Genomic DNA, 23749 nt, shown 5'->3' with positions numbered 1-23749 from the left:
GGCGCAGTCAGGGCAGAGAGCGCCGGGTACCTCGTTCCATCCTCCTGTGCGGGGAGGACGGAGGCTCTGTATTTTTCATTGTGGACTAGACCATTATTGTCTGTCCATCCACAGGAACACGGTCCTTCCCGGCCCATCCTCCAACACGGAGCCCCGCAGATCCAGGTTCACGGCCCCTGTAATTCCGCAGGTACGCTCGCACCGTGCCCTCCATGAACGACCTCGTCCGCCAGCACACCGCCCTGAGCGACTCCGACCTCGAGTGGCTCCATCTGCTGGTGTCGGAGTGGCAGCTGCTCTCCGACCTCTCCTTCGCCGACCTCGTGCTCTGGGTCCCCACCCTCGACGGCACGCGGTACGTCTCCGTCGCCCAGATGCGGCCCAACACCGGCCCGACCTCCTACCAGGACGACATGGTCGGCCACCTGGTTCCGCGCGGCCGCCGCCCGCTGCTCGACGCCGCCCTCGACGAGGGCCGGATCGTCCGCGAGGGCGACCCGGAGTGGCGCGAGGAGGTCCCGGTGCGGGTCGAGTCCATCCCCGTGCGCCGCGAGGGCCGGGTGCTCGGCGTCATCGCCCGCAACACCAACCTGCTGACCGTCCGCACCCCCTCCCGACTGGAGCTCACCTACCTCCAGTCGGCCTCCGACCTCGCCCAGATGATCGCCGCCGGAGCGTTCCCCTTCCCCGGCGAGCAGGTCGACATGGACTCCTCGCCGCGCGCCGGCGACGGTCTCGTCCGTCTCGACGCCGAGGGCGTCGTCCAGTACGCCTCGCCGAACGCCCTCTCCGCGTACCACCGGCTCGGCCTCGCCGCCGACCTGGTCGGCCAGGACCTCGGCCAGATCACCGCCGAACTCGCCCCCTCCCGGGGCCCGGTGGACGAAGCCCTGGTCAAGCTGGCCTCCGGCTACGCGCCCCGCGAGTTCGAGGTCGAGGGCAACGGCGGAGTGATCCAGCTGCGGGCGATCCCGCTCAAGCCCAAGGGAACCCGGATCGGTTCGCTCGTCCTGCTCCGGGACGTCACCGAACTGCGCCGCCGCGAGCGCGAGTTGATTACCAAGGACGCCACCATCCGGGAGATCCACCACCGGGTGAAGAACAACCTCCAGACGGTGGCCGCCCTGCTCCGCCTCCAGGCCCGCCGGATGGACTCCGACCGGGGCCGCGAGGCCCTCAACGAGGCCGTGCGGCGCGTCGGTTCGATCGCCATCGTCCATGAGACGCTGTCCCAGAACCTGGACGAGCGGGTGCAGTTCGACGAGATCGCCGACCGGGTCATCGCGATGGTCGCCGAGATCTCCCCGGGCAAGGTCAGCTGCCGGCGCAACGGCCGCTTCGGCATCCTCGACGCCGAGGTCGCCACCCCGCTCTCCATGGTCCTCACCGAGATCCTGCAGAACGCGCTCGAACACGCCTTCGCGCAGGGGGAGCGGGGCACGGTCGAGGTCAGTGCCGTGCGGGGCGAGACCCGGACGGACGCCCGGCTCCTGATCACGGTCCAGGACGACGGCTGCGGCCTGCCCGAGGGCTTCGACCCGCAGCGGGCCGGCAACCTCGGCCTGCAGATCGTACGGACCCTGGTGGAAGGGGAGTTGGGCGGTTCCTTCGACATGCTGCCGGGCGCCGGGCGCGGCACGAAGGTGGTCCTCGACATCCCCGTACAGCCGCAGAAATAAGGGGAGTTCACAGCAGCGAGCCCCGGACCGAAGGGAATCGGTCCGGGGCTCGAATGCTGTGGGTTACTGCTGCGCGCTGCGGCTCGGGGGCGGTGATTGCGTACGCGATGTACGCGCCGCGTGCCTCAGGCTGTGCAGGTGGCTCAGGCGCTGGCGTTACGCGCCCGGTTGCGAGCGGCACGGCGCTTCATCGCGCGGCGCTCGTCCTCGCTGAGGCCACCCCAGACGCCGGAGTCCTGGCCGGACTCGAGCGCCCACTGCAGGCACTGCTCCATGACGGGGCAGCGGCGGCAGACGGCCTTGGCTTCCTCGATCTGCAGCAGCGCAGGACCGGTGTTGCCGATGGGGAAGAACAGCTCGGGGTCTTCCTCACGACAAACGGCGTTGTGACGCCAGTCCATGGCTGCTACCTCTCTCGGTGTTACGTGCGAGTTGCTTGTGAATGTGAACGCTTTCACGAATCCCTCCGCAAGGGAAGGGCCGACTGCCAGGTGAACTGGTGTGGTCCTTGTGCTGAGGAGGGGTTCTGGCTCTCAGTGGAGGCCGGTGTTGCGGGCCGTCCCGATCGCCAAGAAGAGACTCCCAAACCCCAGGGGCGGATACAACCCCTTCCGGAAAGTTTTTTTTGATTCCTCGGTGTCGGCTAGGTCACAGCCGTACTTCTAAGGGGTGGATGCGCGCCTAAACGTTCGAGTGAAAGGACTTTGGGCCCTTCCACTCACACAATCACACGCAGTGCACGGCGTACGCCTGTGAACGTCACGCTCGTACGCAGTCCGAGGTGGTCTCCGTCCATCTGCAGAGGGAGGGGAACCTTCGAATGCAAGGTGAAGTCGGTCAGGTCGTGCAGAGATACGGCATGCCTGCCGCGCGGACCCCGGTCCGGGGTCGAGGTGAGCAGCTGGGCACCGTAACGGGCCACCGCCGGGGTGGAGAGCCGGCGCAGCCCGAGCACGTCCAGCGCGGTCTCGAAGGACGCCTCCGGGGACGCGTACACCGGGCGATTGCCCAGGTAGGTCCAGGGGGAGGTGTTGCAGATTATGGAGAGGACCAGGTCCTCGACCGGCTCCGCGCCGGGGCGCTCCAAGGTGATCGTGCCGTGCCGGCGGTTCGGCTCCCCCAGGAACTGGCGCACCACCTGGCGCAGGTAGAGGGCGTGCGTCGATCTCTTCCCGCGCTCGCGCTGCTGTTCGACCCGGCCGATGACGCTCGCGTCGAAACCGAGCCCGGCGCAGAAGGTGAACCAGCGTTCGGGCACCGCCTCGTCCTCGGTTCCCGGCGTCCCGGACGCCAGCCCGAGGCTCACCGTCCGTGACCGCCGCTCACGCAACGCGTCGAGCAGGGCGCCGGTCGCCTCGACGGCGTCGTTCGGCAGTCCGAGGGCGCGGGCGAAGACGTTGGTCGAGCCGCCGGGGACCACCGCGAGGCTCGGCAGCCGGTCCGGATCGGGCCCGTCGTGCAGGAGTCCGTTGACGACCTCGTTCACCGTGCCGTCGCCGCCGAGGGCCACGACCAGGTCGATGTTCCCGGCCTCGGCGGCCCGTCGGCCCAGGTCACGCGCGTGTCCGCGGTACTCGGTGGTGACCGCCTCCAGCTTCATCTCGCTTGCCAGCGCGTGGATGAGCACGTCACGGGTGCGGGCACTGGTGGTGGTGGCTGCCGGATTGACCACGAGAAGTGCGCGCATGAGCGCCAGCGTACCTACCCGGCGGTACCGGGCCCAGTCCAGCCCGATCCCCGGACGTCTCCGCCGGGATCCCGGACCCGGTTCTCCGGCCGCCCCCGTTACGCTGCCCTCCATGAGCAGTACGGAGCAGACCCCCCGCCCCGCCCGCCTGACCGCCGCCGCGGGCGTGGTCCTCGTCGAGGCCCTCGGGCTCCTCGCCGGAGGCGTCTACATGCTGGTGCGGGCCCTCCTCGACGGGGGCTCCGGCGGCGGTGACCCCACCAGCGGCGTGACCGGCGGCGTGACGGTGGTCGCACTCGGCCTGATCCCGCTCGCCGCCGCCCGCGGGCTGTGGCGGATGCGCTCCTGGAGCCGCGGCCCGGCCGTGATCACCCAGGTCCTCGCCCTGCCGGTCGCCTGGCAGATGCTCCGGACCGACGGCGTGATCCCCTACGGCATCGTCGTCGCGGCCCTCGCCGTGACCGGCCTCGTCCTCCTCCTGAACCCGGCCACGACCGAGGCGCTCGGCATCCGGCGCCCCGGCCAGGAGGCCTGACGGGCTACTCCTCCACCAGAAGCTTCTCCCGAAGCGACGCCAGGGTCCGAGCCAGCAGGCGAGAAACGTGCATCTGTGAAATGCCCACCTCCTGCGCGATCTGCGACTGGGTCATGTTCCCGAAGAAGCGAAGCAGCAGGATCCGCTTCTCCCGCGGCGGCAGGTCCTCCAGGAGCGGCTTGAGCGACTCCCGGTACTCGACCCCCTCCAGGGCCTCGTCCTCCGCGCCCAGCGTGTCCGCCACCGCCGGCGACTCGTCGTCCGTGTCCGGGACGTCCAGCGAGAGCGTCGAGTAGGCGTTGGCCGACTCCAGCCCCTCCAGGACCTCCTCCTCGGAGATCCCGAGCCGCTCCGCCAGCTCGTGCACCGTCGGCGAGCGGCCGTGCTGCTGGGAGAGCTCCGCCGTCGCCGTGGTCAGCGAGAGCCGCAGCTCCTGGAGCCGGCGCGGCACCCGGACCGCCCACCCCTTGTCACGGAAGTGGCGCTTGATCTCGCCGACGACCGTCGGCGTCGCGTACGTGGAGAACTCCACCCCGCGCTCCGGGTCGAACCGGTCGACCGACTTGATCAGACCGATCGTCGCCACCTGCGTCAGGTCGTCCAGCGGCTCGCCGCGGTTGCGGAAGCGCCGGGCCAGGTGCTCCACCAGAGGCAGGTGCATGCGTACCAGCCGGTTGCGCAGCTCCCCCTTCTCCGGGGAGCCCTCGGGCAGCTCGCGCAGCCGGACGAAGAGGGCGCGGGCGCCGCTCCGGTCGTGCGGGTCCGGGACGGCGCGGGCGTCCGGCCCCTCGTCGTCGCCGTCCTCGTCGTCGTCCTCGGCCTTCTCCGCCACCGGAGCCGCCCCGGCCGCCCCGGCCTCGTCGGGGGCCGGCGCCTCGGGACCCGCGGGGGCCTCGGAGACTCCCGGTGCCTCGGGAACCTCGGGGTGCTGCTCGTGCTCGCTCATCTGGTCCGCCTGCTCCGTAGCGACCCTGTTCGGCCGCGCCTGCTGCTCAGGGATGCCGGCCGTCGCGTCCCCGCTCCTCACGCCGGGCCTGGCCCCGCGCCGCGCTGTTTGTACAGGCTGATCGAGACCGTGCGGTCATCGGCCACCGACGACTCCACCTTTCCGGCCAGCGCCGACAGCACGGTCCACGCGAAGGTGTCCCGCTCGGGCGCCCGGCCGTCCGTCGTCGGGGCGGAGACCGTCACGTCGAGGGAGTCGTCGATCAGCCGGAAGACACAGCTGAGGACGGACCCCGGCACGGCCTGCTGGAGCAGGATGGCGCAGGCCTCGTCGACCGCGATCCGCAAGTCCTCGATCTCGTCGAGGGTGAAGTCCAAGCGCGCCGCGAGGCCGGCCGTGGCCGTACGCAGCACGGACAGATAGGCACCCGCAGCGGGCAGCCGGACTTCCACGAAGTCCTGGGTCCCGGGCTCGCCTGCGATCTGGGACACCCTCACCTCCAAGGTGGCACAAGCTCATTCGGGGTCCGGGGGGAGAGGCCCCCGGACCGGGCGGTACGCAGGGAGCCTGCGCGGTCCGCCGTGACGCTATCGCGATCCATCCTGCCGTGTCGCCGTGAGCCCCGGAGACCGACGGTCTCCTCGCCCCCGCACCGGCAGCCGCGGAGAATCCGCGGAGGGGTGACGTACCCAGCGTCCGGGCGGTCGAACCGTCCGTGACCGCACCGGCCGCGGGACGACCGCGCGTCCGTGACCGCCGGCCGCGGGGACGGCACGCCCGCCGTCAGACGATCGAGCCGTCGACGAAGCACCAGCGCCAGGACTCGCCCGGTTCGAAGGTCCGCATCACCGGGTGCCCGGTCGAGGAGAAGTGCCCCGTCGCGTGCTGCCCCGGCGAGGAGTCGCAGCAGCCCACGTGTCCGCAGCTCAGACAGAGCCGCAGCTGGACCGGGTGCGTGCCGTCCGCCAGGCACTCGGGACAGGTGTCGGCCAGCGGCACGGGCTCGGGGCGCGGCATTTCGGCCAGGTGGAGGCACTCACTCATGATGGCCAGGTTACGTTGCGGCAGGGGAACGGGGTCGGAGATGGACGCACTACAGCTGGTGGCACTGGTGGCGGTGAGCGCCGCCGTGGCCGGGTCCGCCCGCAGGACCCCGGTGCCCGCCCCGCTGCTGCTCGTCGCGGTCGGCCTCGCCGCCTCGTACGTCCCGGGGGTGCCCGACTACACCCTCGACCCGCACATCGTGCTCCCGCTGATCCTGCCCCCGCTCCTCTACACGGCCGCGGTCGACTCCTCGTACCTCGACCTGCGGGCCAACATCCGGCCCGTCGCGCTGCTCTCCGTCGGGTACGTCCTCTTCGCCACCGTGGCCGTGGGCTGGCTCGCCTACGTCCTCGTGCCCGATCTGCCGCTCACCGCCGCCCTGGTGCTCGGCGCCGTGATCGCCCCGCCGGACGCGGTCGCCGCCACCGCCATCGCCCGCAGGCTCGGGCTGCCGCACCGGATCACCACGATCCTCCAGGGCGAGTCCCTCGTGAACGACGCCACCGCGATCACCGCGTACAAGGTCGCCCTCGCGGCCGCCGTCGGCGAGGGGGTCAGCTGGGCCGGCGGCTTCGGGGAGTTCGCGCTCGCCGCGCTCGGTGGCATCGGCATCGGCCTGGTCCTGATGGTCCCGATCCACTGGCTCCGCACGCATCTGCGCGAGGCCCTCCTCCAGAACACCCTGTCCCTGCTCATCCCGTTCATCGCGTACGCCGCCGCCGAGGAGGTCGGCGCCTCCGGCGTCCTCGCGGTCGTCGTGGTCGGCCTCTTCCTCGGTCACAAGGCCTGGAAGGTCGACTTCGCGACCCGGCTCCAGGAGGAGGCCGTCTGGAAGATGGTCGCCTTCGTCCTGGAGTCCTCCGTCTTCGCCCTGATCGGCCTCCAGCTGCCGTACGTCGTCGAGGGACTCGGCCGGTACGGCATCGGGGAGGCGGCCCGGTACGCGGTCGGGGTCTTCGTCGCCGTGGTCGTCGTCCGGTTCGTCTGGGTCTACCCCGCGACCTTCCTGCCCCGCTGGACCTCCCCGCGCATCCGGGAGCGGGAGCCCGAGGTGGACTGGCGGGCGCCGCTCGTCGTCGGCTGGGCCGGCATGCGCGGCGTGGTCTCCCTGGCCATCGCCTTCTCCATCCCCGTCGTCGCCGACGGGGAGCGGTTCCCGGCCCGCAACCTCGTCCTCTTCCTCACCTTCACCACCGTGATCGGCACCCTCGTGGTGCAGGGCCTCACCCTGCCGCCGCTCATCCGGCTCCTGAAGCTCCCCGGACGCGACCGGTACGCCGAGACCCTGGCCGAGGCGCAGGCCCAGAGCGAGGCCTCGCGGGCCGCCGAGGAGCGCCTCGACGCGCTCCTCGCCGACGAGCGCAACACCCTGCCGAAGCCCCTCGCCGACCGGCTGCGCACGGTCCTGGAGCGGCGCCGCAACGCCGTGTGGGAACGGCTCGGCGCGGTCAACGCGATCACGGGGGAGACCGCGGACGACACCTACCGGCGGCTCTCGCGCGAGGTGATCGACGCGGAGCGCGAGGTCTTCGTCCAGCTGCGCGACGCCCGCCGGATCGACGACGAGATGATGCGCACCCTGCTCCGCCGCCTCGACCTGGAGGAGGCGGCGGCCTACCGGGAGGCGGACGACTAGGAGACCTCCGGCGCCCGGCCCCCCGGAGCCCCGGCGTCCCGCGGCCCGCCCCCCGGAGCCCCGGCGTCCCGCGGCCCGCCCCCCGGAGTCCCGGCGTCCCGTGCCCCGGCCTCCGGGGCGCCCGTGATCACCGCCGCCAGCCGGGTGCCCGCCGGGAAGGCGCCCTCCTCCGCGAGGGTCGTCAGGCCGTACAGCATTTTGGCTACATAGAGCCGCTCGATGGCGAGTTCATGCCGCTCCTCGAAGTCCTGTGCGAACGCCTCCAGGGCGGGGGACACGCGCGCGTAGCCCCCGCCGTGGAAGCGCTCGTCCAGGCTCCACTCCCCGCGCGGTCCGCCGAAGGCCGCCTCCTGGAGGGCACGGACCTCCCCGCCGAGGAAGCCGCCCTTGAGGACCGGGACGCCCAACGCCCTCTGCCCGGGTGAGAGCCCGGCCGCGAGCCCCGCCAGGGTGCCGCCCGTGCCGCAGGCGACCGCGACCGCGTCCGCCGCCCCGGCGAGCTCGCGACCCAGCTCCACGCACCCGTGGACGGCGAGCGCGTTGCTGCCGCCCTCCGGGACCACGTACGCGCCCGCGGGGGCCCGCTCCAGGAGCGCCGCGAGCGTGGCCGGGTCGTTCTTCGCGCGGTACGTGGCCCGGTCTACGAACTCGAGGCGCATCCCGTCCGCCGCGCACCGCGCGAGCGACGGGTTGAGCGGCCGCCCGGCCAGCTCGTCGCCGCGGACCACCCCGACCGTGGGGAAGCCGAGCAGCCGGCCGGCGGCGGCCGTCGCCCGCAGGTGGTTGGAGTACGCGCCGCCGAAGGTGAGGACGGGCCGGCCGGCCGCCTCGCGCAGGTTGAGCACGAGCTTGCGCCACTTGTTGCCCGGCAGGTCGGGGTGGATGAGGTCCTCGCGCTTCAGCAGCAGCGTGAGGCCGCGCCGGGCGAAGCGCCCGTCCTCCACCGGCTCCAGGGGCGAGGGGAGCCGGGGCCGCAGACGGGACGGGTCGAACGCGTTCACCCGGCCATTCTCGCCGCCCCTCGGCCGGGCCGGCCGGCGGGTCAGCGCAGCAGGTCGGCGATCCGCTCCCGCATGGACGCCATCGTGAACCCGCGCGGGTCCGACTTGCCCGGCTGCCACTCCAGGTGTCCGATGACCGAGCGGTGCGTCCAGCCGTGCGCCCGGCAGACGGCCGCCGCCGCCTTCGCGATGGCCTCCAGCTGGACCTTCGGCCATGGGTCCTCGCCGTCGCCGAGGTTCTCGCACTCGAAGCCGTAGAAGTGCCGGTTGCCGTCCGTGGTGGCCTCGTCGTCCGGCGGCAGCCGCCGCTCGGCGATGACCGCCCGGAGGACCTCGTCGTCACCGAGCCCCGCGTGGTTGGCCCGCCCGTAGCCGACGAGGTGGACCGTGCCGTCCTTGGCGATCACGCCGTGGCAGAGCGGCCCCGGGAGGCCCTCGTAGCCGTCCCGGCAGATCCGGACGGTGTTCGCGGTGCCGCGGGTCACGGTGTGGTGGATCATCACGCCGTGCACCGGCCCCCAGGGGCCCTTGTGGTTGCGGTTGTGGGTGGACCAGGCGCCGACCTGGACGACCGCGAGGCCCTCGCCGCGCAGTGCGCCGAGGAATCTGTTCGCGGACATGGGTGAGGCCATGACCGACTCCTTCCGGAGGACGGGGTGGACCTCCGGAGTACCGGAGTCCGTCGCTCCGCTGCCATCCGTTCGGACCGCGTGCGAACCGATCCGGACAGGACGTCAGGGGACGCGTGGGGCTGCGCTGTTCGGATGGAAATCGCGTGACATGCCCCGAAGATCGTCGAACAGTCCCACTCGAATGTGTAATGGCGCGGGCACGTTCCGTGCTGAAAGGCTTCTCCCGCAACTCAGTCATACGAGAGGGAGTTCCATGTCCGTTGGTTCGGTTGGCGACGAGGTCCGCGCGGATCAGGCCCCGCAGCAGAGTCTCGGCACCGCCGCCGCGCGGAACCTCGCCACGACCACCAAGTCGGCCCCGCAGATGCAGGAGATCACCTCCCGGTGGCTGCTGCGGACGCTGCCGTGGGTCCAGGTGCAGGGCGGCACGTACCGGGTGAACCGGAGGCTCAGCTACTCCGTGGGTGACGGCCGCGTCACCTTCGTCCAGACCGGTGAGCGCGTCGCGGTGATCCCCGCCGAACTCGGCGAACTCCCCGCGCTGCGCGGCTACGAGGACGAGGCCGCGCTGACCGAGCTCGCGGCCCGCTGCACCCAGCGGGAGTACGCGGCGGGCGAGACCATCGCCGTGGCGGGTGCCCCCACCGACCGGGTGCACCTCCTCGCGCACGGCCGCATCGAGCAGATCGGCGAGGGGCCCTACGGCGACGAGGCCGTGCTCGGCGTCCTCGCCGACGGCGCCTACCTCGGCGAGTCCGCGCTGATCGGCGAGGGCGCCACCTGGGACTGGACCGCCCGGGCCGCCACCTCCTGCACGATCCTGGAGCTCACCCGGGACGACGTGCGGAACCTCGCGGAGCGCGTCGGCTCGCTCGCCGACCACCTCGCGGGCGTGGCGGCGATGCCCGAGCAGCGCACCAACACGTACGGCGAGGCGGCCATCGACCTCTCCGCCGGCCACGTCGGCGAGGCGGTCGTCCCGCACACCTACGTCGACTACGAGGCCTCGCCCCGCGAGTACGAGCTGAGCGTCGCCCAGACCGTGCTGAAGGTCCACAGCCGCGTCGCCGACCTCTACAACCAGCCGATGAACCAGACCGAGCAGCAGCTGCGGCTCACGGTCGAGGCGCTCCGCGAGCGCCAGGAGTACGAGCTCGTCAACAACAAGGAGTTCGGCCTCCTCTCCAACTGCGACTACGGGCAGCGGCTCCAGCCGCACGACGGCGTCCCCGGCCCGGACGACCTGGACGAGCTGCTCTCCCGCCGCCGGGGCTCCAAGATGTTCCTCGCCCACCCCCGCGCCATCGCCGCCTTCGGCCGCGAGCTCAACAAGCGCGGACTCGTGCCCGAGACGATCGAGATCGCGGGCAACCGCATCCCGACCTGGCGCGGGGTGCCGATCTACCCGTGCAACAAGATCCCGGTCTCGGACGCCCGGACCACCTCGATCATCTGCATGCGCACCGGCGAGGCCGACCAGGGCGTCATCGGTCTGCACCAGACCGGCCTCCCCGACGAGATCGAGCCCAGCCTCTCCGTCCGCTTCATGGGCATCGACGAGCAGGCGATCATCTCCTACCTGGTCACGGCCTACTACTCGGCGGCGATCCTCGTCCCGGACGCCCTCGGCGTCCTGGAGAACGTCGAGGTCAGCCGCTGGCGCTGAGCCGGCGGCGCCCGGGGGCGGGGACCGAACCTCCCCGCCCCCGGGCGCACCCCGGCCCCGGGCGCACCCCGGCCCCGGGCACACCCCGGCCCCGCACGGCGAAGAGCCGTCGTGCGGAACCGCCGCGAAGGACGTGAAGGAAAAGACCGTGACCATGACCAGCACGGGCGCCGCCGCCGGCGGCCAGGGGGCCGTGACGCTCCTGGACCGGACGCGCACCGCCGTCCATCCCCAACTGCGCTCGACCGTCGAGTCCCTGCCGGGCTCCATACGGCGGGTGGCGATGTACCACTTCGGCTGGGAGCGCGCCGACGGCACCCCGGACGCGGGGCGGCAGGGCAAGGCGATCCGGCCCGCCCTGGTCCTCGCGGCGGCCCGCGCCCTCGGCGCCGACGAGACCCGGGCGGTGAAGGCCGCGGCGGCGGTGGAGCTCGCGCACAACTTCACCCTGCTCCACGACGACATCGTCGACGAGGACCCGACCCGGCGGCACCGGCCCACCGCCTGGACCGTCTTCGGCGTCCCCGACGCGCTCATGGCCGGCGACGCCATGAGCGCACTGGCCCTGCGGCTGCTCGCCGAGGATCCGCACCCGGCCTCCGCCGCGGCCTCCGCGCGCCTCGCCGCCTGCATCATCGAGCTCTGCGCGGGCCAGCAGGCCGACTGCGCCTTCGAGCAGCGCGACCCGCGCGAGGTCTCCCTCGACGAGTGCCTGGCCATGGCCACCGCCAAGACGGGCGCCCTGCTCGGCTGTTCCTGCGCCCTCGGCGCGCTCTATGCGGGCGCGGGAGAGGAGGAGGTCGCGGCGATGGACGCCTTCGGCCGGGAGGCCGGTCTCGCCTTCCAGCTGATCGACGACCTCATCGGCATCTGGGGCGACCCGGACCGCACGGGCAAGCCGGCCGGCGCCGACCTCGTCGCCCACAAGAAGTCGCTCCCCGTGGTGGCGGCGCTCACCTCCGGCACCCCGGCGGGGGAGGAGCTGGCCGAGCTGTACTCCCGGCCGGCCCTCGACGCGGTGGCGGTACGGGCGGCGGCGGACGCCGTCGAGCGGGCCGGTGGCCGTGACTGGGCGCAGGCCCAGGCGGCCGAGCGCATGGGCCGCGCCGTCGAGCACCTGGACCGGGCGGTGCCGGACCTGGCGGCGGCGGAGGACCTGCTCGCCCTCGCGGAGTTCGTCACGCGGCGTACGTCCTGACGGTCCGGCCTCACATGGCGGGGACGATCCGGGCGACCACGGTCTCGATCATGTCGTCCAGGTCCCGGTCGCCCAGGACCCCCGGGACCGTGAAGTGGTCGAGGAGCAGCCCGGTGAGGGCGAAGTACAGCAGCCGGACCGTGTCCGCGTCGCCGGGCATCCCGGCGGCGAGGTGCCCCTGGACGTTCGCGTCCAGGTCGGACCGGAGCACCTTGGTGAGCTGGCTCCTCAGCTCGGGGCGGCGGACGGCTTCGAGGCGGAGCTCGAAGAGCCCGAGGTAACAGGTGCGTTCGGCGGCCAGTCGCCGGGCGATCCAGCGCATCAGGTCGAGCACCAGCTGCCGGCTGGGTGCGGGCCGCATGGCGGCCGCCGCGGCCTCCGGGTCCGGGGTGAGCCGGACGAAGATCCGGTCGCCGACCTGGGAGAGCAGCTGGTCGCGGTCGGTGAAGTAGTTGGACGAGGTGCCCGTGGGGACGCCCGCCCGGGCGTCGACCGCCCGGAAGGTCAGCCCGCGGGCGCCTTCGTCCGCCAGGACCTCGATCGCGGCGTCGAGCAGGGCCGTGCGGCGTTCCGGGTTTCTCGCCATGGCGGGCTCCTTCGGCAATGGGTCTTGCGCAACCACTACAGGTGAAGCACTATAACTGTCGTGGTTGCGATCGCAGCCGCTTCCCCGACGAAGAGGGCCGGTTTGCGCAAGCTCACGTACTACATCGCCTGCACCATCGACGGCTTCATCGGCGACCCCGAGGGCGACGCCACGTCCATGTACAAGTTCGTGGACGCCGCGTTCATGGACTTCATGAACGCCGAGTACCCCGAGACCGTCCCGACGCAGGGGCGCGAGACGTTCGGGATCGACGCCGACAACAAGCGCTACGACACCCTCGTTCAGGGCAGGAAGTCGTACCAGCTCGCCCTCGACATCGGCATCACCAGCCCGTACAACCACCTGCGCGAGTTCGTGGTCACCCGCTCGCTCGCCGAGTCGCCCCATCCGAACGTCGAGCTGATCGCCGACGACCTCGTCGGCCGCGTCCGCGAGCTCAAGGCCGAGGACGGCCCCCTGGGCATCTACCTCTGCGGTGGTTCCACCATCGCCGGCGAGCTCATCGAGGAGATCGACGAGCTGGTCGTCAAGACGTACCCGCAGGTCTACGGCACCGGCATGCCCATGTTCGGCGCCGGCTTCGAGCCCCGGGACTTCGAGCTCGGCGAGGTCCGCACCTTCGGGAACGGCGTGCTCGTCCGTACGTACACCAGGAAGCGGTAGCGACGGCGGGCGGCGTCGCGCGGGGCGTCCTACCCTGGACGCATGGGTGAGGAGACGCCTCGCACGACGCGGGACCCCCTGGCCGAGCGCCACTGCCCGGCCTGCGGCGGACCGCTCGGCACGGTGGCCACCCGGCACAAGGTCCTCGGGGCCTGGGTGCCGGAGTGGGAGGTGCAGCCCTGCCGCAACCCCGACTGCCCGCTCCACGAGGGGGCGGAAGCCGCCACCACGCACGTGACCGGCAAGAACGGCGAGATCGGGAGAAGTCCGGCCCCCGGGTGACCGGACGCGCGGCGAAGCCCGTCGTACGGCTACAGTCCGCGCATGTCATCGGAGTCGACGGAAGTCTGGACCGGCTGGTACCGGGACCGCAGCGGCGCGGAAGCGATCGTCATCACGGCCGACGGGCGGCGCGTCGCCACCCGGATCAGGGGGGTCGAGTACACGGGCGAGGGCTTCGCCGCGCTCGTCGCCGACGAGGGCGGACGGGCCCTCACGGGTTGCGTCCTGGAGTGGGACCTGCCGCTCCCCGTCGTCGTGGACGGCGCCGCCCAGCAGGCCACCCTGGCCTGCCTGCTGACGCTCGGCGAGCGCGCCGACCTCAGCCTGACGCTGCACTACGGCGGCACCGCCTTCGAGGCGTGCGTCGCGGGGGGCGACTTCGAGGAGGCCCTGGAGCGGGTGCGGCGCCAGCTGCCGCCCGGCGCGGACTTCGGCCGCGGGCTCCTCCGGACGGCCTGAGGCGGGGACGGCGGCGCCCCGGGGAGGGAGCGCCGCCGCCGTGCCCGCGCGGCTCCGGTCAGCCCTTGAACGCGGAGGCGAGGCCGTAACGCCACAGCTGGTCGACGCGGGAGCGCTCCTGCGCGTTCGGCTGGGCGTTCTGGCAGGACGTGCCGGGGCCGCCGCCCGACATCAACTCGCTGCACGGACCGCTGTAGTGGTCCGGCAGCCCGAGGACGTGCCCGGTCTCGTGGGCGGTGACCCGGGTGGAGTTGTACTGCTGGTTCTGCCGGTAGTCGAGGAAGATGTAGCCGCCGCCGTGGCCGTCGGTGCTGGCGTACGAGCCACGGGAGTCGTTGCCCTCGTAGTAGGCGAAGTCGGGGTTGCTGCCCTCGACGAGCCGGACGTTCACCACCGAGCTGTTCCATATCTGGGCGGAGCGGGCTATCTGGGTGCGGAAGGTCGGCGCGTTGGCGGCGCTGTAGACGACGGTGACGGCGGTCGCGCCGGGGACGGCGGCCCGCTTCTTCGCCACCGACTTCACGACGGCGTCGAAGAAGGCCTGGTTGGCCTTGGCCTCCTCGGCCGAACCGGCGTACGCCGCGGTGGCGTTGCCGGCACTGCCGAAGGTGCCGGTGGTGCCCGTGCCGACCGCTGCCGCCGGGGCCGTGCCGAGGGAAGCGGCGAGACCGAGACCGAGGGCGGCGGTCAGCACGGAGGTGAGGACCTTGGGGTGACGCATGGGGGGCTCCTCCTGTTGGTGTCGGGGAGAGTCTCGGGGGAACCGACCCGTCCGGGGATGATGCCAACCACCGATAGCTCCACCGCATCACGAGGACGATCTGTGTCAACTTCCTTGGAATGAAAGGATATTGACGAGCTCCGGGCGTCTGGTGTGACCAGGGGAGCCGCCCTACCCTCGGGGGCATGGAGCTGGAGGTGAGACATCTGCGCGTGCTCTGCGCCATCGCGGACACGGGCAGCCTGCACAAGGCGGCCCGGCAACTGGGCATGAGCCAGCCCTCGTTGACCACCCAGCTGCGCCGGATCGAGAACTCCCTCGGCGCCGAACTCTTCTCCCGCGGCCGCACCGGCTGCCACCCCACCCCCCTCGGCCGCTCCCTGCTCAGCAGGGCCCGCCCGCTGGTCGCCGACATGGCCGCGCTCGTCACCGAGACCCGGGCCGCCGCCACCCGCGCCGACGGGCCCGGGCTCCGCGTCGGCTCCACCGCCAGCCGGGCGCTCCCGGGCTGGCTGCGCCGGCTCCGGCAGCGGCTGCCCGGCACGGACGTCGGCCTCCGGGTGGACGTCTCCGCCAGCGCGCTGCTGCGCACGGTCGCCTCCGGGCAGCTCGACGTGGCCTTCGTGCACGAGGTGGAGGGCTGCCCGCTGCGGGTCCCCGAGGGCCTCACGGGCCGGGTCCTGGTCGCCCGCGAACCGCAGTTCATCTCCATGGCCCACGACCACCCGGCCGCGGCCGGACCCGTCGTGGACCTCGCCGACCTCGCCACCGACCACTGGATGGTCGACCCGACCGTCGACGGCGAATGGGACGGCCTCCGGCGGGTCCTCGGCGCCGCCGGCATCGACCCGCCCCTGCTGCACGGCGACTACCACACGGCCGCCTCGCTCATCGCCCTCGGCGAGGCCGTCGCCCCCTGCCAGCCCACCTCGGTCCCGCGCGAGGACATGGCCGTCCGGCCCCTGCGCGGCGATCCGCTGGGCGTCCGGCTCCTGCTGTACGCGCGCCCGGGCGCACCCCTGGACGTGCTGTACGCCGAACTCGCCGCGGCCTACCAGGAGGTGGCCCTGCGGGCGGCCCCGTACCGCGAGTGGCTCCGTCGCCAGGGCGCGACGGCCGCGCTGTCGGTGGGGCCGTGCATGATGACCGCATGAGCGAACGCGAGGCCGTGGTACGACACGCACACCCCGAGGACCTGCCGCGGGTCGTCGAGCTGATCACCGAGCACGCAGCGTACGAGAAGGCCGAGCCCCCGGCCCCCGGCCTCGCGGACCGCCTCGCCGGCCTCCTCTTCGGCCCCGGGCGCCCCCGCCTCCGCTGCTTCGTCGCCGCCCTCCCCGACGGCACCCTCGCGGGTTACGCCACCTGCGCCCCGGAGCTCTCCACCTGGGACGGCGCGGAGTACCTCCACATGGACTGCCTCTACCTCGCGGAGGCCTCCCGCGGCCACGGCCTGGGTCCCCTCCTGATCACCGCGCTCCGCACCGAGGCCCGCGCCCTGGGCCTCGGGGAACTGCAGTGGCAGACCCCCGTCTGGAACGAGGGCGCGATCCGCTTCTACGACCGCCTGGGCGCGACCTCCGAGGAGAAACGCCGCTACACCCTGCCGACGGAGCCGTAGGAGCGCCCGGAGCCGTGGAAACGCCCGGAGGGGTACGACCACCGCTCGGCGGTCGTACCCCTCCGGGTGGGAGTCGGAAGGTCAGGCCTTCTTCGTCTCCCAGAAGATGCGGTCGATCTCGGCGATGAGCTCCAGCGCCTTCTCGCCCGTCTTCGGGTCCGTCGACGCCTTGGCGGCCGAGAGGGCCTTCAGGGTGTCGTTGACCAGCTGGTTGAGCTCGGGGTACTTCTCGAAGTGCGGGGCCTTGAAGTAGTCGCTCCAGAGCACCGAGACGTGGTGCTTGGCGAGCTCGGCGCGCTGCTCCTTGATGACCGTGGCGCGCGCGCGGAAGTGCGGGTCGTCGTTGGCCAGGTACTTCTCCTGGACAGCCTTGACGGACTCGGCCTCGATGCGGGCCTGGGCCGGGTCGTACACGCCGCACGGGAGGTCGCAGTGGGCGCTGACCTTCACCTTGGGGGCAAACAGGCGGGAGAGCATTGAGCCGTCCTTCCTCGTGATCGTCTTCTCAGGTGGGACATTACTCGGTGAGAAGGGCGTTTTCGCGGGCGCCCCCTGGGGCTTAGGTCAAAAGTCCAGGGTCACCATGGGACTCGTGTACGAGTGGACGAGCCGACGCAGGCGCGGGCCGGGAGGTGCCGGATGACGGGAGAGGGGCGGGAGCGGGTGGCCGAGGCCGGTGCGCCGTTCGGGATCGCCGAGGTGACGGGGGTGTCGATGGTGCCCACGCTGCTCCACGGCGACCGGCTGCTCGTGCGGTACGGGGCGCGCCTGCGGGCCGGGTGCGTGGCCGTGCTGCGGCATCCCCTCCAGCAGGACCTGCTCATCGTGAAGCGGCTGGTCGAGCGACGTGACGGCGGCTGGTGGGTGCTCGGTGACAACCCGGACGCCGAGGGGGACAGCCGGGTCTTCGGGGCCGTACCGCCCGAACTGGTCCTCGGGCGGGTGTGGGCGCGGTACCGGCCGCTGACGCCGGGGCGTCAGCGTTCGCCGGGCGTGACGCTCTCCTGGCTGGTGTCCTCGGTGAGGCCCGTGCGCTCGGCCTCCAGGCGCTTGCGGGCCCGGTAGGCGGCCACGTTGGCGCGGGTCGCGCAGCGGTCCGAGCAGTAGCGGCGGGAGCGGTTGGTGGAGGTGTCCAGGTAGGCGTTGCGGCAGGGCGGCGCCTGGCAGAGGCCGAGGCGGTCGGCGCCGAACTCCGTCAGGTGGAAGGCGAGGCCCATCGCCGAGATCGCGGCGTAGCCCGTGGTCGCGTTCGAGGAGTGGTCGGCGAGGTGCATGTGCCACCGGGGCCTGCCCTCCTCGTCCAGGATGTCGTGGCCGGAGATCTGCGGGCTGACGGGGAACTCCAGGAGGAGCGAGTTCAGCAGGTCCACCGCCCCCGTGTGGTCGCCCTCGTCGGCCGCGGCGAAGACCGCCCGCAGCCGGGCCCGCACCGTGCGGAAGCGCGGCAGGTCCGCCTCCGTGACCCGCCGGGCCATCTGGGTGGCGGGGCCGAAGAGGTCCCGGAGCACCTCGACGGAGGTCAGCGCGTCCTTGTTGCGGGCCGGCTCCTCGGTGTTGACCAGACGTACGGCGAAATCCGAGTAATGGGCCAGTTCCACTTGTAGTCCTTACTTCGGCGGGCTAGTGTCCCGGTCGGAAGGGGTAACGCCTGTTTCCCCTTCGAGGGTATTACGAACGCGGGGAGGAACGACCATGACCGGAACCGACTGGGCGGCCTGGCAGCAGAGCTGGGACCGTCAGCAGGAGTGGTACATGCCGGACCGGGAGGAGCGCTTCCGCGTCATGCTCGACATGGTCGGGGCGCTGGTGGGGCCGAAGCCCCGTGTCCTCGACCTCGCGTGCGGTACGGGAAGTATCACGAGCCGGCTGCTCCGGAGGTTCCCCGACGCGACCGGTGTCGGCGTCGACCTCGACCCGGCCCTCCTCGCCATCGCCGAGGGCTCCTTCGTCGGCGACGAGCGCGTCACCTTCGTCACCGCCGACCTCAAGGACCCCTCGTGGGCCGCGAGCCTGCCGTACGACTCGTACGACGCCGTCCTGACCGCCACCGCCCTCCACTGGCTCCACAGCGAGCCCCTGACGGCCCTCTACGGGCAGCTCGCCGGCCTCGTCCGCGACGGCGGCGTCTTCATGAACGCCGACCACATGATCGACGGGGCCACGCCCCGCATCAACGCCGCCGAGCGCGAACTGCGGCACGCCCGCATGGACCGGGAGAAGGCCGACGGCGTCCTCGACTGGGCCGACTGGTGGGCCGTCGCCGCCGAGGACCCGGTCCTCGCCGAGCCCACCGCCCGGCGCTTCGAGATCTACGGCGAACACGCCGACGGCGACGCCCCCTCCGCCCGCTGGCACGCCGACACCCTCCTCGCCGCCGGCTTCGGCGAGGCCCGGACGGTCTGGGCCTCGCCCTGCGACGCCCTCGTCCTCGCCGTGAAGTAGCCGCGCACGCGCGAAAGGGGCGGTACGGGTCCTCCGTACCGCCCCTTTCCGTGCCTCTCACGGCACCGCGGGCCTTACAGCACCTTGGACAGGAACGCCTTCGTCCGGTCCTGCTGCGGGTTCCCCAGGACGTCCCGCGGGTTGCCCGACTCGACCACCACGCCGCCGTCCATGAAGACCAGCGAGTCGCCGACCTCCCGGGCGAAGCCCATCTCGTGCGTGACGACGATCATCGTCATGCCCGACTCGGCCAGGTCCCGCATGACGTCGAGGACGTCACCCACGAGCTCCGGGTCGAGCGCCGAGGTCGGCTCGTCGAAGAGCATCAGCTTCGGTTCCATCGCCAGCGCGCGGGCGATGGCCACGCGCTGCTGCTGGCCGCCGGAGAGCTGGGACGGGTAGTTCCCCATCTTGTCCCGCAGGCCGACCCGGTCGAGCAGGCGCTCGGCCCGCTCGCGCGCCACCGCCTTGGACTCGCCCTTCACCTGGACGGGCGCCTCCATGACGTTGGCCAGGGCCGTCATGTGCGGGAAGAGGTTGAAGCGCTGGAAGACCATGCCGATGTCACGGCGCTGGACCGCGACCTCGCTGTCCTTCAGCTCGTAGAGCTTGTCGCCCTTCTGCTTGTAGCCGACCAGCTCGCCGTCGACGGACAGCCGGCCACCGTCGATGCGCTCCAGGTGGTTGATGCAGCGCAGGAAGGTCGACTTCCCGGAGCCGGAGGGGCCGACGAGGCAGAAGACCTCGCCGTTCTGCACTTCGAGGTCGATGCCTCGGAGGATGTGGGCCGCGCCGTAGGACTTGTGGACGCCTTCGGCCTTGACCATGGGCTGACCGGTCATGCCGCTGCCTCCGGGGAACGCTTGAAGGTGGTGAGGTTCTTCTTGACGCGCTGCCACGGGGTGGGCGGCAGGTTGCGCGTCGAACCGCGGGCGAAACGGCGCTCCAGGTAGTACTGGCCGACGCTGAACACGCTGGTCAGCGCGAGGTACCAGATGGAGGCGACGAAGAGCATCTCCATGACGGCGCCCGCCGTGTTGCCGATGTTCGACGAGGCGCGCAGCAGCTCGGTGTACTGCACGGCCGAGACCAGGGACGAGGTCTTCAGCATGTTGATGAACTCGTTGCCCGTCGGCGGCACGATCACCCGCATGGCCTGCGGGAGCACGATGCGGCCCATGGTCTTCGTCGAGGACATGCCCAGCGCGTGCGCCGCCTCGGTCTGGCCCTCGTCGACCGACTGGATGCCGGCGCGGACGATCTCCGCCATGTAGGCGCCCTCGTTCAGGCCGAGGCCGAGCAGGGCCACCATGAACGGCGTCATGACGTCCACGGTCTCGTTCTTGTAGATCGGCCCGAGGTCGATGTAGTGGAAGATCAGCGACAGGTTGAACCAGACGAGCAGCTGGACGTAGACCGGGGTGCCGCGGAAGAACCAGATGTAGAGCCAGGCGACCGCGCCGGTCACCGGGTTCTTGGAGAGCCGCATCACGGCGAAGACGATGCCGAGCACGAGGCCCAGCGCCATGGACGCGATGCTGATGATGATGGTGTTCCACATGCCGTCGATGACGGAGGGGTCGAACACCTTGTCCCACACCGTGTCCCAGACGACGTCGCCCTGGGAGAAGGCGTAGACGAGCCACCCGAGGAGGACGACGACCACGACGGCGCTGACCCAGCGGCCGTAGTGGCGCACGGGGACGGCCTTGATCGCCTCGTAGGGGACGCCCGAGGGGGTGGGCCCGGCCGGAGCGGCGGCCGGGTCCTTGCTGATCTTGTCAGTCATGACGACTGCCCTTCAGTGGTACGAGGAGAGGTCACTTGCCGGCGTTGATCGTGGCCGACTTGACCGCGCTGTCCTCGACGTCCCACTTCTTCAGGGCCTCGGCGTAGGAGCCGTCCTTGATGATCGCGTCGAGGGCTTCCTTGACGGCGTCGCGCAGCTGGGTGTTCTCCTTCGAGACGCCGATGCCGAAGAGGCCGACGTCGCTCTGGTTGCCGACGACCTCGAAGTCCTTGCCGCCGCCGGAGGTCTTCGCGATGTACGAGGCGACCGGGTAGTCGTTCAGGTCGGCGACCGCGCCGCCCGCCTTCACGCGGGTCTGGGCCTCGGCGTCGGTGTCGAAGGCCTGGATGGTCAGCTTCTTGTCGCCGCACTTGGCGGCCTGCGCCTTGAAGGTGTCCTCGTAGATCGTGCCGCGCTGGACGGCGACGGTCTTGCCGCAGAGGTCGTCGAGGGAGTTGACGCCCTGCGGGTTGCCCTTCTTGACCAGCAGGGAGACGCCGGAGTTGAAGTAGTCGACGAAGTCGATGCCCTTGCCGATCTTCTTCCCGTTGTCGTCCAGGCCCTCCTGGCGCTTCTTGTTGTCCGTCATCGAGGACATGATCAGCTGCTGGCGGCCGGTGTAGATCGAGGTGATCAGGCCGTCGAAGGTGCCCGAGACGAACTGGAGCTCGACGCCGAGCTGCTTGCCGAGGGCCTTCGCGATGTCCGGGTCGACACCGACGATCTTGCCGCCCTCGGTGAACTCCATGGGGGCGTACGAGGCGTCCGTGCCGACCTTGATGACACCCGACTTCTGGATGTCGGCGGGGAGCTTCGAGAAGAGCGGGGCCTTGCTCGCGGCGGCGGAGGACGAGCCGCCCTCCTTGGTCGAACCGCTCTCGGTCTGGTCGCCGCAGGCGGTCAGCAGCATCGAGCCGGCGACCGCGATGGCGGCGACCGCGGCAAGACGGGACGTGCGGGTCTTGGCGGTCGTACAGCGCGTGGAGCGTGCGGTCATGGTCGGGTTCCTCCGGCGTGTGAGGTGCTGCCAGGTGGTCGCGTACGTACCTTCGAGTGTCGCGACCTCGTGTGATTACGGCATCTTGCCATTCGGACTGCCACAAACCGACGGCCTCGGATGTCAAAATCGGATAACAGGTGACCCCGAAATCCCGACAGGCCGGTACATCAGGGCCGGATCTTCTACGGAATCCCTTCCCTTCCACCGGAAAATCTGCGGTTGATCTCGCCATTCGGACGAACGGAAGGCCGCCAATCAGGTGCGGAAACCATCTATCGGGACATCGGGTGACGTGTCGTTCTCCTTCCCCGTCCGGATGCACTCGGTATGAGTCGCGTCACCGAACGGATATGAACTCGTCTGCGGTGCCGTCCGTCCGGTAAGAAGGATCCTTACACCCCTCATCCGGGGCTCAGGGCGCGTTGTGCGGCGCGCCCGCGCGGCTGCCAGACACGGCGGCCGCGGGACCCGCCCACCGCTCCACACCAGGAGCGGCCAACCCTCAGACGAAGCAGACTTAAGGGGTCAACCCAATGGCAGCGGAGATCGTCAATCCTCGCAACGACAGTGGTACGGACGGAGCTCCCGAGGAGCCCTTCGATCCTGTCTTCGCCCTTCACCGGGGCGGCAAGATGGCCGTGCAGGCCACCGTCCCCCTCCGGGACAGGGACGACCTGTCCCTCGCGTACACGCCCGGCGTCGCCAAGGTGTGCACCGCGATCGCGGAGCAGCCCGAGCTGGTCAACGACTACACCTGGAAGTCCCAGGTCGTCGCCGTCGTGACCGACGGCACGGCGGTGCTCGGCCTCGGCGACATCGGCCCGGAGGCCTCCCTCCCGGTCATGGAGGGGAAGGCCATCCTCTTCAAGCAGTTCGGCGGCGTGGACGCGGTCCCGATCGCCCTGGCCACCACCGACACCGACGAGATCGTCGAGACCGTCGTCCGGCTCGCCCCGTCCTTCGGCGGCGTGAACCTGGAGGACATCTCGGCCCCGCGGTGCTTCGAGATCGAGCGCAAGCTCCAGGAGCGCCTCGACATCCCGGTCTTCCACGACGACCAGCACGGCACCGCCATCGTCACCCTCGCCGCCCTGCGCAACGCGGCGAAGCTGACCGGCCGGACCCTCGGCGACCTGCGCGGCGTCATCTCCGGCGCCGGCGCGGCCGGTGTGGCCATCGCGAAGTTCCTCCTGGAGGCCGGCCTCGGCGACGTCTGCGTCGCCGACCGAAAGGGCATCGTCAGCCGCGACCGCGAGGACCTCACGGACGTCAAGCGCGAGATCGCCGAGCTCACGAACAAGGCGGGCCTCACCGGCTCCCTGGAGAGCGCCCTGGCCGGCGCGGACGTCTTCATCGGCGTCTCCGGCGGTACGGTCCCCGAGGCGGCGGTCGCCGCCATGGCGCCGAACGCCTTCGTGTTCGCCATGGCCAACCCGAACCCCGAGGTCCACCCCGACGTCGCGCACAAGTACGCGGCCGTCGTGGCGACCGGCCGTTCGGACTACCCGAACCAGATCAACAACGTCCTCGCGTTCCCCGGCATCTTCGCCGGCGCGCTCCAGGTCCGGGCCTCCCGGATCACCGAGGGCATGAAGATCGCCGCGGCCAACGCCATCGCTGACGTGGTCGGCGACCAGCTCGCCGCCGACTGCGTGATCCCGTCGCCGTTCGACGAGCGGGTCGCCCCGGCCGTCGCGGCCGCGGTCGCCGCCGCCGCCCGCGCCGAGGGCATCGCCCGCCGCTGACGCGCCCACCCGACCGCGCGGTCACCGCTGACGCGCCTCGGTCACGCCGAAGGGCCCCGTTCCGCACACCGGGACGGGGCCCTTCGGCGTGCGCGGCGGGTTCGGTGGACGGGAGCGGGCCCTTCGGCGTACGGGGTCGGTTCGGCGTGCGCGGTCCGTCCGGTGGACGGGGACGGGGCCCCTGGCGCACGTGCTCCGTCCGGTGGACGGGGACGGGGCCCTTGGCACACGTGCTCCGTTCGGTGGGCGGGGCGTGCGCCGTACGGGGGAGGCGGGGGCGCCGTCCCGGGTGCGGGGAGCCGCGGGGCGCCGGGCGGAGACGCCGTCGCGCGGGCTGTCCAGGCGACACGGGTCACACCGGGTCGTGGTTCCGTCGCGCACCGGCGGCGGCCTAGG

The 23749-nt window shown here is 71.6% G+C and carries 27 protein-coding genes; 13 read left to right on the top strand and 14 right to left on the bottom strand.

Annotation, left to right across the window (positions count from 1 at the left end; all coding sequences use genetic code 11):
* Nucleotides 1-212: 212 nt before the first annotated feature.
* Nucleotides 213-1679 carry a sensor histidine kinase gene (locus tag ACZ66Z_RS06745; RefSeq protein WP_469932917.1) on the top strand — a complete coding sequence of 489 codons (1467 nt, stop codon included), beginning with the start codon at nucleotides 213-215 and terminating at the stop codon, nucleotides 1677-1679.
* Nucleotides 1680-1822: 143 nt separating this feature from the next.
* Here the strand turns inward: ACZ66Z_RS06745 and ACZ66Z_RS06740 are convergent, their stop codons facing one another.
* The gene (locus tag ACZ66Z_RS06740; protein WP_003953983.1) at nucleotides 1823-2080 is read right to left on the bottom strand and encodes a WhiB family transcriptional regulator; all 258 of its coding nucleotides are present in this window, start codon (nucleotides 2078-2080) and stop codon (nucleotides 1823-1825) included.
* A gap of 317 nt (nucleotides 2081-2397) precedes the next feature.
* Nucleotides 2398-3366, bottom strand: coding sequence for a diacylglycerol/lipid kinase family protein (locus ACZ66Z_RS06735; RefSeq protein WP_469932916.1), 969 nt, complete (start codon nucleotides 3364-3366; stop codon nucleotides 2398-2400).
* Nucleotides 3367-3478: 112 nt separating this feature from the next.
* On the opposite strand from ACZ66Z_RS06735, the gene ACZ66Z_RS06730 reads away from it, so the two are divergent.
* Nucleotides 3479-3901 carry a hypothetical protein gene (locus ACZ66Z_RS06730; protein ID WP_469932915.1) on the top strand — a complete coding sequence of 141 codons (423 nt, stop codon included), beginning with the start codon at nucleotides 3479-3481 and terminating at the stop codon, nucleotides 3899-3901.
* Nucleotides 3902-3905: 4 nt separating this feature from the next.
* Here the strand turns inward: ACZ66Z_RS06730 and ACZ66Z_RS06725 are convergent, their stop codons facing one another.
* The 3 genes from ACZ66Z_RS06725 to ACZ66Z_RS06715 all read right to left on the bottom strand — a co-directional run bounded on the left by ACZ66Z_RS06725 (nucleotide 3906) and on the right by ACZ66Z_RS06715 (nucleotide 5891).
* Complete coding sequence (locus ACZ66Z_RS06725) at nucleotides 3906-4847, bottom strand: RNA polymerase sigma factor SigF (protein ID WP_469932914.1); 942 nt, start codon at nucleotides 4845-4847, stop codon at nucleotides 3906-3908.
* A gap of 77 nt (nucleotides 4848-4924) precedes the next feature.
* Nucleotides 4925-5338, bottom strand: coding sequence for an ATP-binding protein (locus ACZ66Z_RS06720; RefSeq protein WP_030688746.1), 414 nt, complete (start codon nucleotides 5336-5338; stop codon nucleotides 4925-4927).
* 292 nt (nucleotides 5339-5630) lie between these two features.
* Nucleotides 5631-5891, bottom strand: coding sequence for a UBP-type zinc finger domain-containing protein (locus ACZ66Z_RS06715; RefSeq protein WP_469932913.1), 261 nt, complete (start codon nucleotides 5889-5891; stop codon nucleotides 5631-5633).
* 40 nt (nucleotides 5892-5931) lie between these two features.
* On the opposite strand from ACZ66Z_RS06715, the gene ACZ66Z_RS06710 reads away from it, so the two are divergent.
* Complete coding sequence (locus ACZ66Z_RS06710; protein WP_469932912.1) at nucleotides 5932-7527, top strand: Na+/H+ antiporter; 1596 nt, start codon at nucleotides 5932-5934, stop codon at nucleotides 7525-7527.
* On the opposite strand, the gene ACZ66Z_RS06705 is transcribed toward ACZ66Z_RS06710, so the two are convergent.
* Entirely contained in the window at nucleotides 7524-8528 is a 1005-nt protein-coding gene (locus ACZ66Z_RS06705) for a 1-aminocyclopropane-1-carboxylate deaminase/D-cysteine desulfhydrase (protein WP_469932911.1), read from the bottom strand. The two genes, ACZ66Z_RS06710 and ACZ66Z_RS06705, sit on opposite strands and share 4 nt — an antisense overlap.
* A 41-nt stretch (nucleotides 8529-8569) precedes the next feature.
* Nucleotides 8570-9160, bottom strand: coding sequence for an N-acetylmuramoyl-L-alanine amidase (locus ACZ66Z_RS06700; protein WP_469932910.1), 591 nt, complete (start codon nucleotides 9158-9160; stop codon nucleotides 8570-8572).
* A gap of 253 nt (nucleotides 9161-9413) precedes the next feature.
* Here ACZ66Z_RS06700 and ACZ66Z_RS06695 point away from each other — a divergent pair, with 253 nt between their 5' ends.
* Together ACZ66Z_RS06695 and ACZ66Z_RS06690 are read left to right on the top strand one after the other, a co-directional pair.
* A complete protein-coding gene (locus tag ACZ66Z_RS06695) occupies nucleotides 9414-10826 on the top strand; it encodes a family 2B encapsulin nanocompartment shell protein (protein WP_469932909.1) in 1413 nt (470 codons plus the stop codon).
* A gap of 154 nt (nucleotides 10827-10980) precedes the next feature.
* The gene (locus tag ACZ66Z_RS06690) at nucleotides 10981-12024 is read left to right on the top strand and encodes a family 2 encapsulin nanocompartment cargo protein polyprenyl transferase (protein ID WP_469933192.1); all 1044 of its coding nucleotides are present in this window, start codon (nucleotides 10981-10983) and stop codon (nucleotides 12022-12024) included.
* Nucleotides 12025-12034: 10 nt separating this feature from the next.
* Here the strand turns inward: ACZ66Z_RS06690 and ACZ66Z_RS06685 are convergent, their stop codons facing one another.
* Nucleotides 12035-12610, bottom strand: a complete 576-nt coding sequence (locus tag ACZ66Z_RS06685) for a TetR/AcrR family transcriptional regulator (protein ID WP_469932908.1) — start codon at nucleotides 12608-12610, stop codon at nucleotides 12035-12037.
* Nucleotides 12611-12712: 102 nt separating this feature from the next.
* Between ACZ66Z_RS06685 and ACZ66Z_RS06680 the strand changes: the two genes are divergently transcribed.
* The 3 genes from ACZ66Z_RS06680 to ACZ66Z_RS06670 are packed head-to-tail and all read left to right on the top strand — an operon-like array spanning nucleotide 12713 to nucleotide 14035.
* On the top strand, nucleotides 12713-13294 hold the full coding sequence (locus ACZ66Z_RS06680) for a dihydrofolate reductase family protein (protein WP_469933191.1): 582 nt from the start codon (nucleotides 12713-12715) through the stop codon (nucleotides 13292-13294).
* Between the two features lie 42 nt (nucleotides 13295-13336).
* Nucleotides 13337-13576, top strand: a complete 240-nt coding sequence (locus ACZ66Z_RS06675; protein ID WP_469932907.1) for a hypothetical protein — start codon at nucleotides 13337-13339, stop codon at nucleotides 13574-13576.
* A gap of 42 nt (nucleotides 13577-13618) precedes the next feature.
* On the top strand, nucleotides 13619-14035 hold the full coding sequence (locus ACZ66Z_RS06670) for a DUF6304 family protein (RefSeq protein ID WP_469932906.1): 417 nt from the start codon (nucleotides 13619-13621) through the stop codon (nucleotides 14033-14035).
* A gap of 58 nt (nucleotides 14036-14093) precedes the next feature.
* Here the strand turns inward: ACZ66Z_RS06670 and snpA are convergent, their stop codons facing one another.
* Nucleotides 14094-14756 carry a snapalysin gene (gene snpA, locus ACZ66Z_RS06665; RefSeq protein ID WP_469932905.1) on the bottom strand — a complete coding sequence of 221 codons (663 nt, stop codon included), beginning with the start codon at nucleotides 14754-14756 and terminating at the stop codon, nucleotides 14094-14096.
* Between the two features lie 185 nt (nucleotides 14757-14941).
* Between snpA and ACZ66Z_RS06660 the strand changes: the two genes are divergently transcribed.
* Complete coding sequence (locus ACZ66Z_RS06660) at nucleotides 14942-15910, top strand: LysR family transcriptional regulator (RefSeq protein ID WP_469932904.1); 969 nt, start codon at nucleotides 14942-14944, stop codon at nucleotides 15908-15910.
* The gene (locus tag ACZ66Z_RS06655; RefSeq protein ID WP_469932903.1) at nucleotides 15907-16377 is read left to right on the top strand and encodes a GNAT family N-acetyltransferase; all 471 of its coding nucleotides are present in this window, start codon (nucleotides 15907-15909) and stop codon (nucleotides 16375-16377) included. Before ACZ66Z_RS06660 ends, ACZ66Z_RS06655 begins: the two co-directional genes overlap by 4 nt.
* Before the next feature lie 81 nt (nucleotides 16378-16458).
* On the opposite strand, the gene sodN is transcribed toward ACZ66Z_RS06655, so the two are convergent.
* Complete coding sequence (sodN, locus tag ACZ66Z_RS06650; protein ID WP_030688769.1) at nucleotides 16459-16854, bottom strand: superoxide dismutase, Ni; 396 nt, start codon at nucleotides 16852-16854, stop codon at nucleotides 16459-16461.
* A 162-nt stretch (nucleotides 16855-17016) separates the two neighbouring features.
* On the opposite strand from sodN, the gene sodX reads away from it, so the two are divergent.
* Complete coding sequence (gene sodX, locus ACZ66Z_RS06645) at nucleotides 17017-17442, top strand: nickel-type superoxide dismutase maturation protease (RefSeq protein ID WP_469932902.1); 426 nt, start codon at nucleotides 17017-17019, stop codon at nucleotides 17440-17442.
* Here sodX and ACZ66Z_RS06640 read toward each other — a convergent pair.
* Nucleotides 17355-17975 (bottom strand): CGNR zinc finger domain-containing protein, encoded by a 621-nt coding sequence (locus ACZ66Z_RS06640; RefSeq protein ID WP_469932901.1) that lies wholly within the window; start codon nucleotides 17973-17975, stop codon nucleotides 17355-17357. The two genes, sodX and ACZ66Z_RS06640, sit on opposite strands and share 88 nt — an antisense overlap.
* Nucleotides 17976-18069: 94 nt before the next feature.
* On the opposite strand from ACZ66Z_RS06640, the gene ACZ66Z_RS06635 reads away from it, so the two are divergent.
* The gene (locus ACZ66Z_RS06635; RefSeq protein ID WP_469932900.1) at nucleotides 18070-18819 is read left to right on the top strand and encodes a class I SAM-dependent methyltransferase; all 750 of its coding nucleotides are present in this window, start codon (nucleotides 18070-18072) and stop codon (nucleotides 18817-18819) included.
* 74 nt (nucleotides 18820-18893) lie between these two features.
* Here ACZ66Z_RS06635 and ACZ66Z_RS06630 read toward each other — a convergent pair whose 3' ends face one another.
* The 3 genes from ACZ66Z_RS06630 to ACZ66Z_RS06620 are packed head-to-tail and all read right to left on the bottom strand — an operon-like array spanning nucleotide 18894 to nucleotide 21605.
* Nucleotides 18894-19661 (bottom strand): amino acid ABC transporter ATP-binding protein, encoded by a 768-nt coding sequence (locus ACZ66Z_RS06630; RefSeq protein WP_469932899.1) that lies wholly within the window; start codon nucleotides 19659-19661, stop codon nucleotides 18894-18896.
* The gene (locus ACZ66Z_RS06625) at nucleotides 19658-20608 is read right to left on the bottom strand and encodes an amino acid ABC transporter permease (protein ID WP_469932898.1); all 951 of its coding nucleotides are present in this window, start codon (nucleotides 20606-20608) and stop codon (nucleotides 19658-19660) included. The genes ACZ66Z_RS06630 and ACZ66Z_RS06625 overlap by 4 nt, the downstream gene beginning before the upstream one ends.
* A 31-nt stretch (nucleotides 20609-20639) precedes the next feature.
* A complete protein-coding gene (locus ACZ66Z_RS06620) occupies nucleotides 20640-21605 on the bottom strand; it encodes an ABC transporter substrate-binding protein (protein ID WP_469932897.1) in 966 nt (321 codons plus the stop codon).
* A gap of 536 nt (nucleotides 21606-22141) precedes the next feature.
* On the opposite strand from ACZ66Z_RS06620, the gene ACZ66Z_RS06615 reads away from it, so the two are divergent.
* Complete coding sequence (locus ACZ66Z_RS06615) at nucleotides 22142-23353, top strand: NAD(P)-dependent malic enzyme (protein ID WP_469932896.1); 1212 nt, start codon at nucleotides 22142-22144, stop codon at nucleotides 23351-23353.
* Nucleotides 23354-23749 lie beyond the last annotated feature (396 nt).

It is taken from the genome of Streptomyces sp. NPDC107498 (assembly GCF_055582805.1).
This window is presented reverse-complemented; position numbering and strand designations above follow the sequence as displayed.

What these genes read in the sequence shown, in the direction of transcription:
- sodX (WP_469932902.1), top strand. Translation starts at nt 17,017, where the DNA reads ATGACGGGAGAGGGGCGGGAGCGGGTGGCCGAGGCCGGTGCGCCGTTC.
- ACZ66Z_RS06675 (WP_469932907.1), top strand. Translation starts at nt 13,337, where the DNA reads ATGGGTGAGGAGACGCCTCGCACGACGCGGGACCCCCTGGCCGAGCGC.
- ACZ66Z_RS06635 (WP_469932900.1), top strand. Translation starts at nt 18,070, where the DNA reads ATGACCGGAACCGACTGGGCGGCCTGGCAGCAGAGCTGGGACCGTCAG.
- ACZ66Z_RS06685 (WP_469932908.1), bottom strand. Translation starts at nt 12,610, where the DNA reads ATGGCGAGAAACCCGGAACGCCGCACGGCCCTGCTCGACGCCGCGATC.
- ACZ66Z_RS06700 (WP_469932910.1), bottom strand. Translation starts at nt 9,160, where the DNA reads ATGGCCTCACCCATGTCCGCGAACAGATTCCTCGGCGCACTGCGCGGC.
- ACZ66Z_RS06695 (WP_469932909.1), top strand. Translation starts at nt 9,414, where the DNA reads ATGTCCGTTGGTTCGGTTGGCGACGAGGTCCGCGCGGATCAGGCCCCG.
- ACZ66Z_RS06620 (WP_469932897.1), bottom strand. Translation starts at nt 21,605, where the DNA reads ATGACCGCACGCTCCACGCGCTGTACGACCGCCAAGACCCGCACGTCC.
- ACZ66Z_RS06740 (WP_003953983.1), bottom strand. Translation starts at nt 2,080, where the DNA reads ATGGACTGGCGTCACAACGCCGTTTGTCGTGAGGAAGACCCCGAGCTG.
- ACZ66Z_RS06625 (WP_469932898.1), bottom strand. Translation starts at nt 20,608, where the DNA reads ATGACTGACAAGATCAGCAAGGACCCGGCCGCCGCTCCGGCCGGGCCC.
- sodN (WP_030688769.1), bottom strand. Translation starts at nt 16,854, where the DNA reads ATGCTCTCCCGCCTGTTTGCCCCCAAGGTGAAGGTCAGCGCCCACTGC.
- snpA (WP_469932905.1), bottom strand. Translation starts at nt 14,756, where the DNA reads ATGCGTCACCCCAAGGTCCTCACCTCCGTGCTGACCGCCGCCCTCGGT.
- ACZ66Z_RS06735 (WP_469932916.1), bottom strand. Translation starts at nt 3,366, where the DNA reads ATGCGCGCACTTCTCGTGGTCAATCCGGCAGCCACCACCACCAGTGCC.
- ACZ66Z_RS06715 (WP_469932913.1), bottom strand. Translation starts at nt 5,891, where the DNA reads ATGAGTGAGTGCCTCCACCTGGCCGAAATGCCGCGCCCCGAGCCCGTG.
- ACZ66Z_RS06690 (WP_469933192.1), top strand. Translation starts at nt 10,981, where the DNA reads ATGACCAGCACGGGCGCCGCCGCCGGCGGCCAGGGGGCCGTGACGCTC.
- ACZ66Z_RS06655 (WP_469932903.1), top strand. Translation starts at nt 15,907, where the DNA reads ATGAGCGAACGCGAGGCCGTGGTACGACACGCACACCCCGAGGACCTG.
- ACZ66Z_RS06670 (WP_469932906.1), top strand. Translation starts at nt 13,619, where the DNA reads ATGTCATCGGAGTCGACGGAAGTCTGGACCGGCTGGTACCGGGACCGC.
- ACZ66Z_RS06725 (WP_469932914.1), bottom strand. Translation starts at nt 4,847, where the DNA reads ATGAGCGAGCACGAGCAGCACCCCGAGGTTCCCGAGGCACCGGGAGTC.
- ACZ66Z_RS06660 (WP_469932904.1), top strand. Translation starts at nt 14,942, where the DNA reads ATGGAGCTGGAGGTGAGACATCTGCGCGTGCTCTGCGCCATCGCGGAC.
- ACZ66Z_RS06630 (WP_469932899.1), bottom strand. Translation starts at nt 19,661, where the DNA reads ATGACCGGTCAGCCCATGGTCAAGGCCGAAGGCGTCCACAAGTCCTAC.
- ACZ66Z_RS06710 (WP_469932912.1), top strand. Translation starts at nt 5,932, where the DNA reads ATGGACGCACTACAGCTGGTGGCACTGGTGGCGGTGAGCGCCGCCGTG.
- ACZ66Z_RS06730 (WP_469932915.1), top strand. Translation starts at nt 3,479, where the DNA reads ATGAGCAGTACGGAGCAGACCCCCCGCCCCGCCCGCCTGACCGCCGCC.
- ACZ66Z_RS06745 (WP_469932917.1), top strand. Translation starts at nt 213, where the DNA reads ATGAACGACCTCGTCCGCCAGCACACCGCCCTGAGCGACTCCGACCTC.
- ACZ66Z_RS06615 (WP_469932896.1), top strand. Translation starts at nt 22,142, where the DNA reads ATGGCAGCGGAGATCGTCAATCCTCGCAACGACAGTGGTACGGACGGA.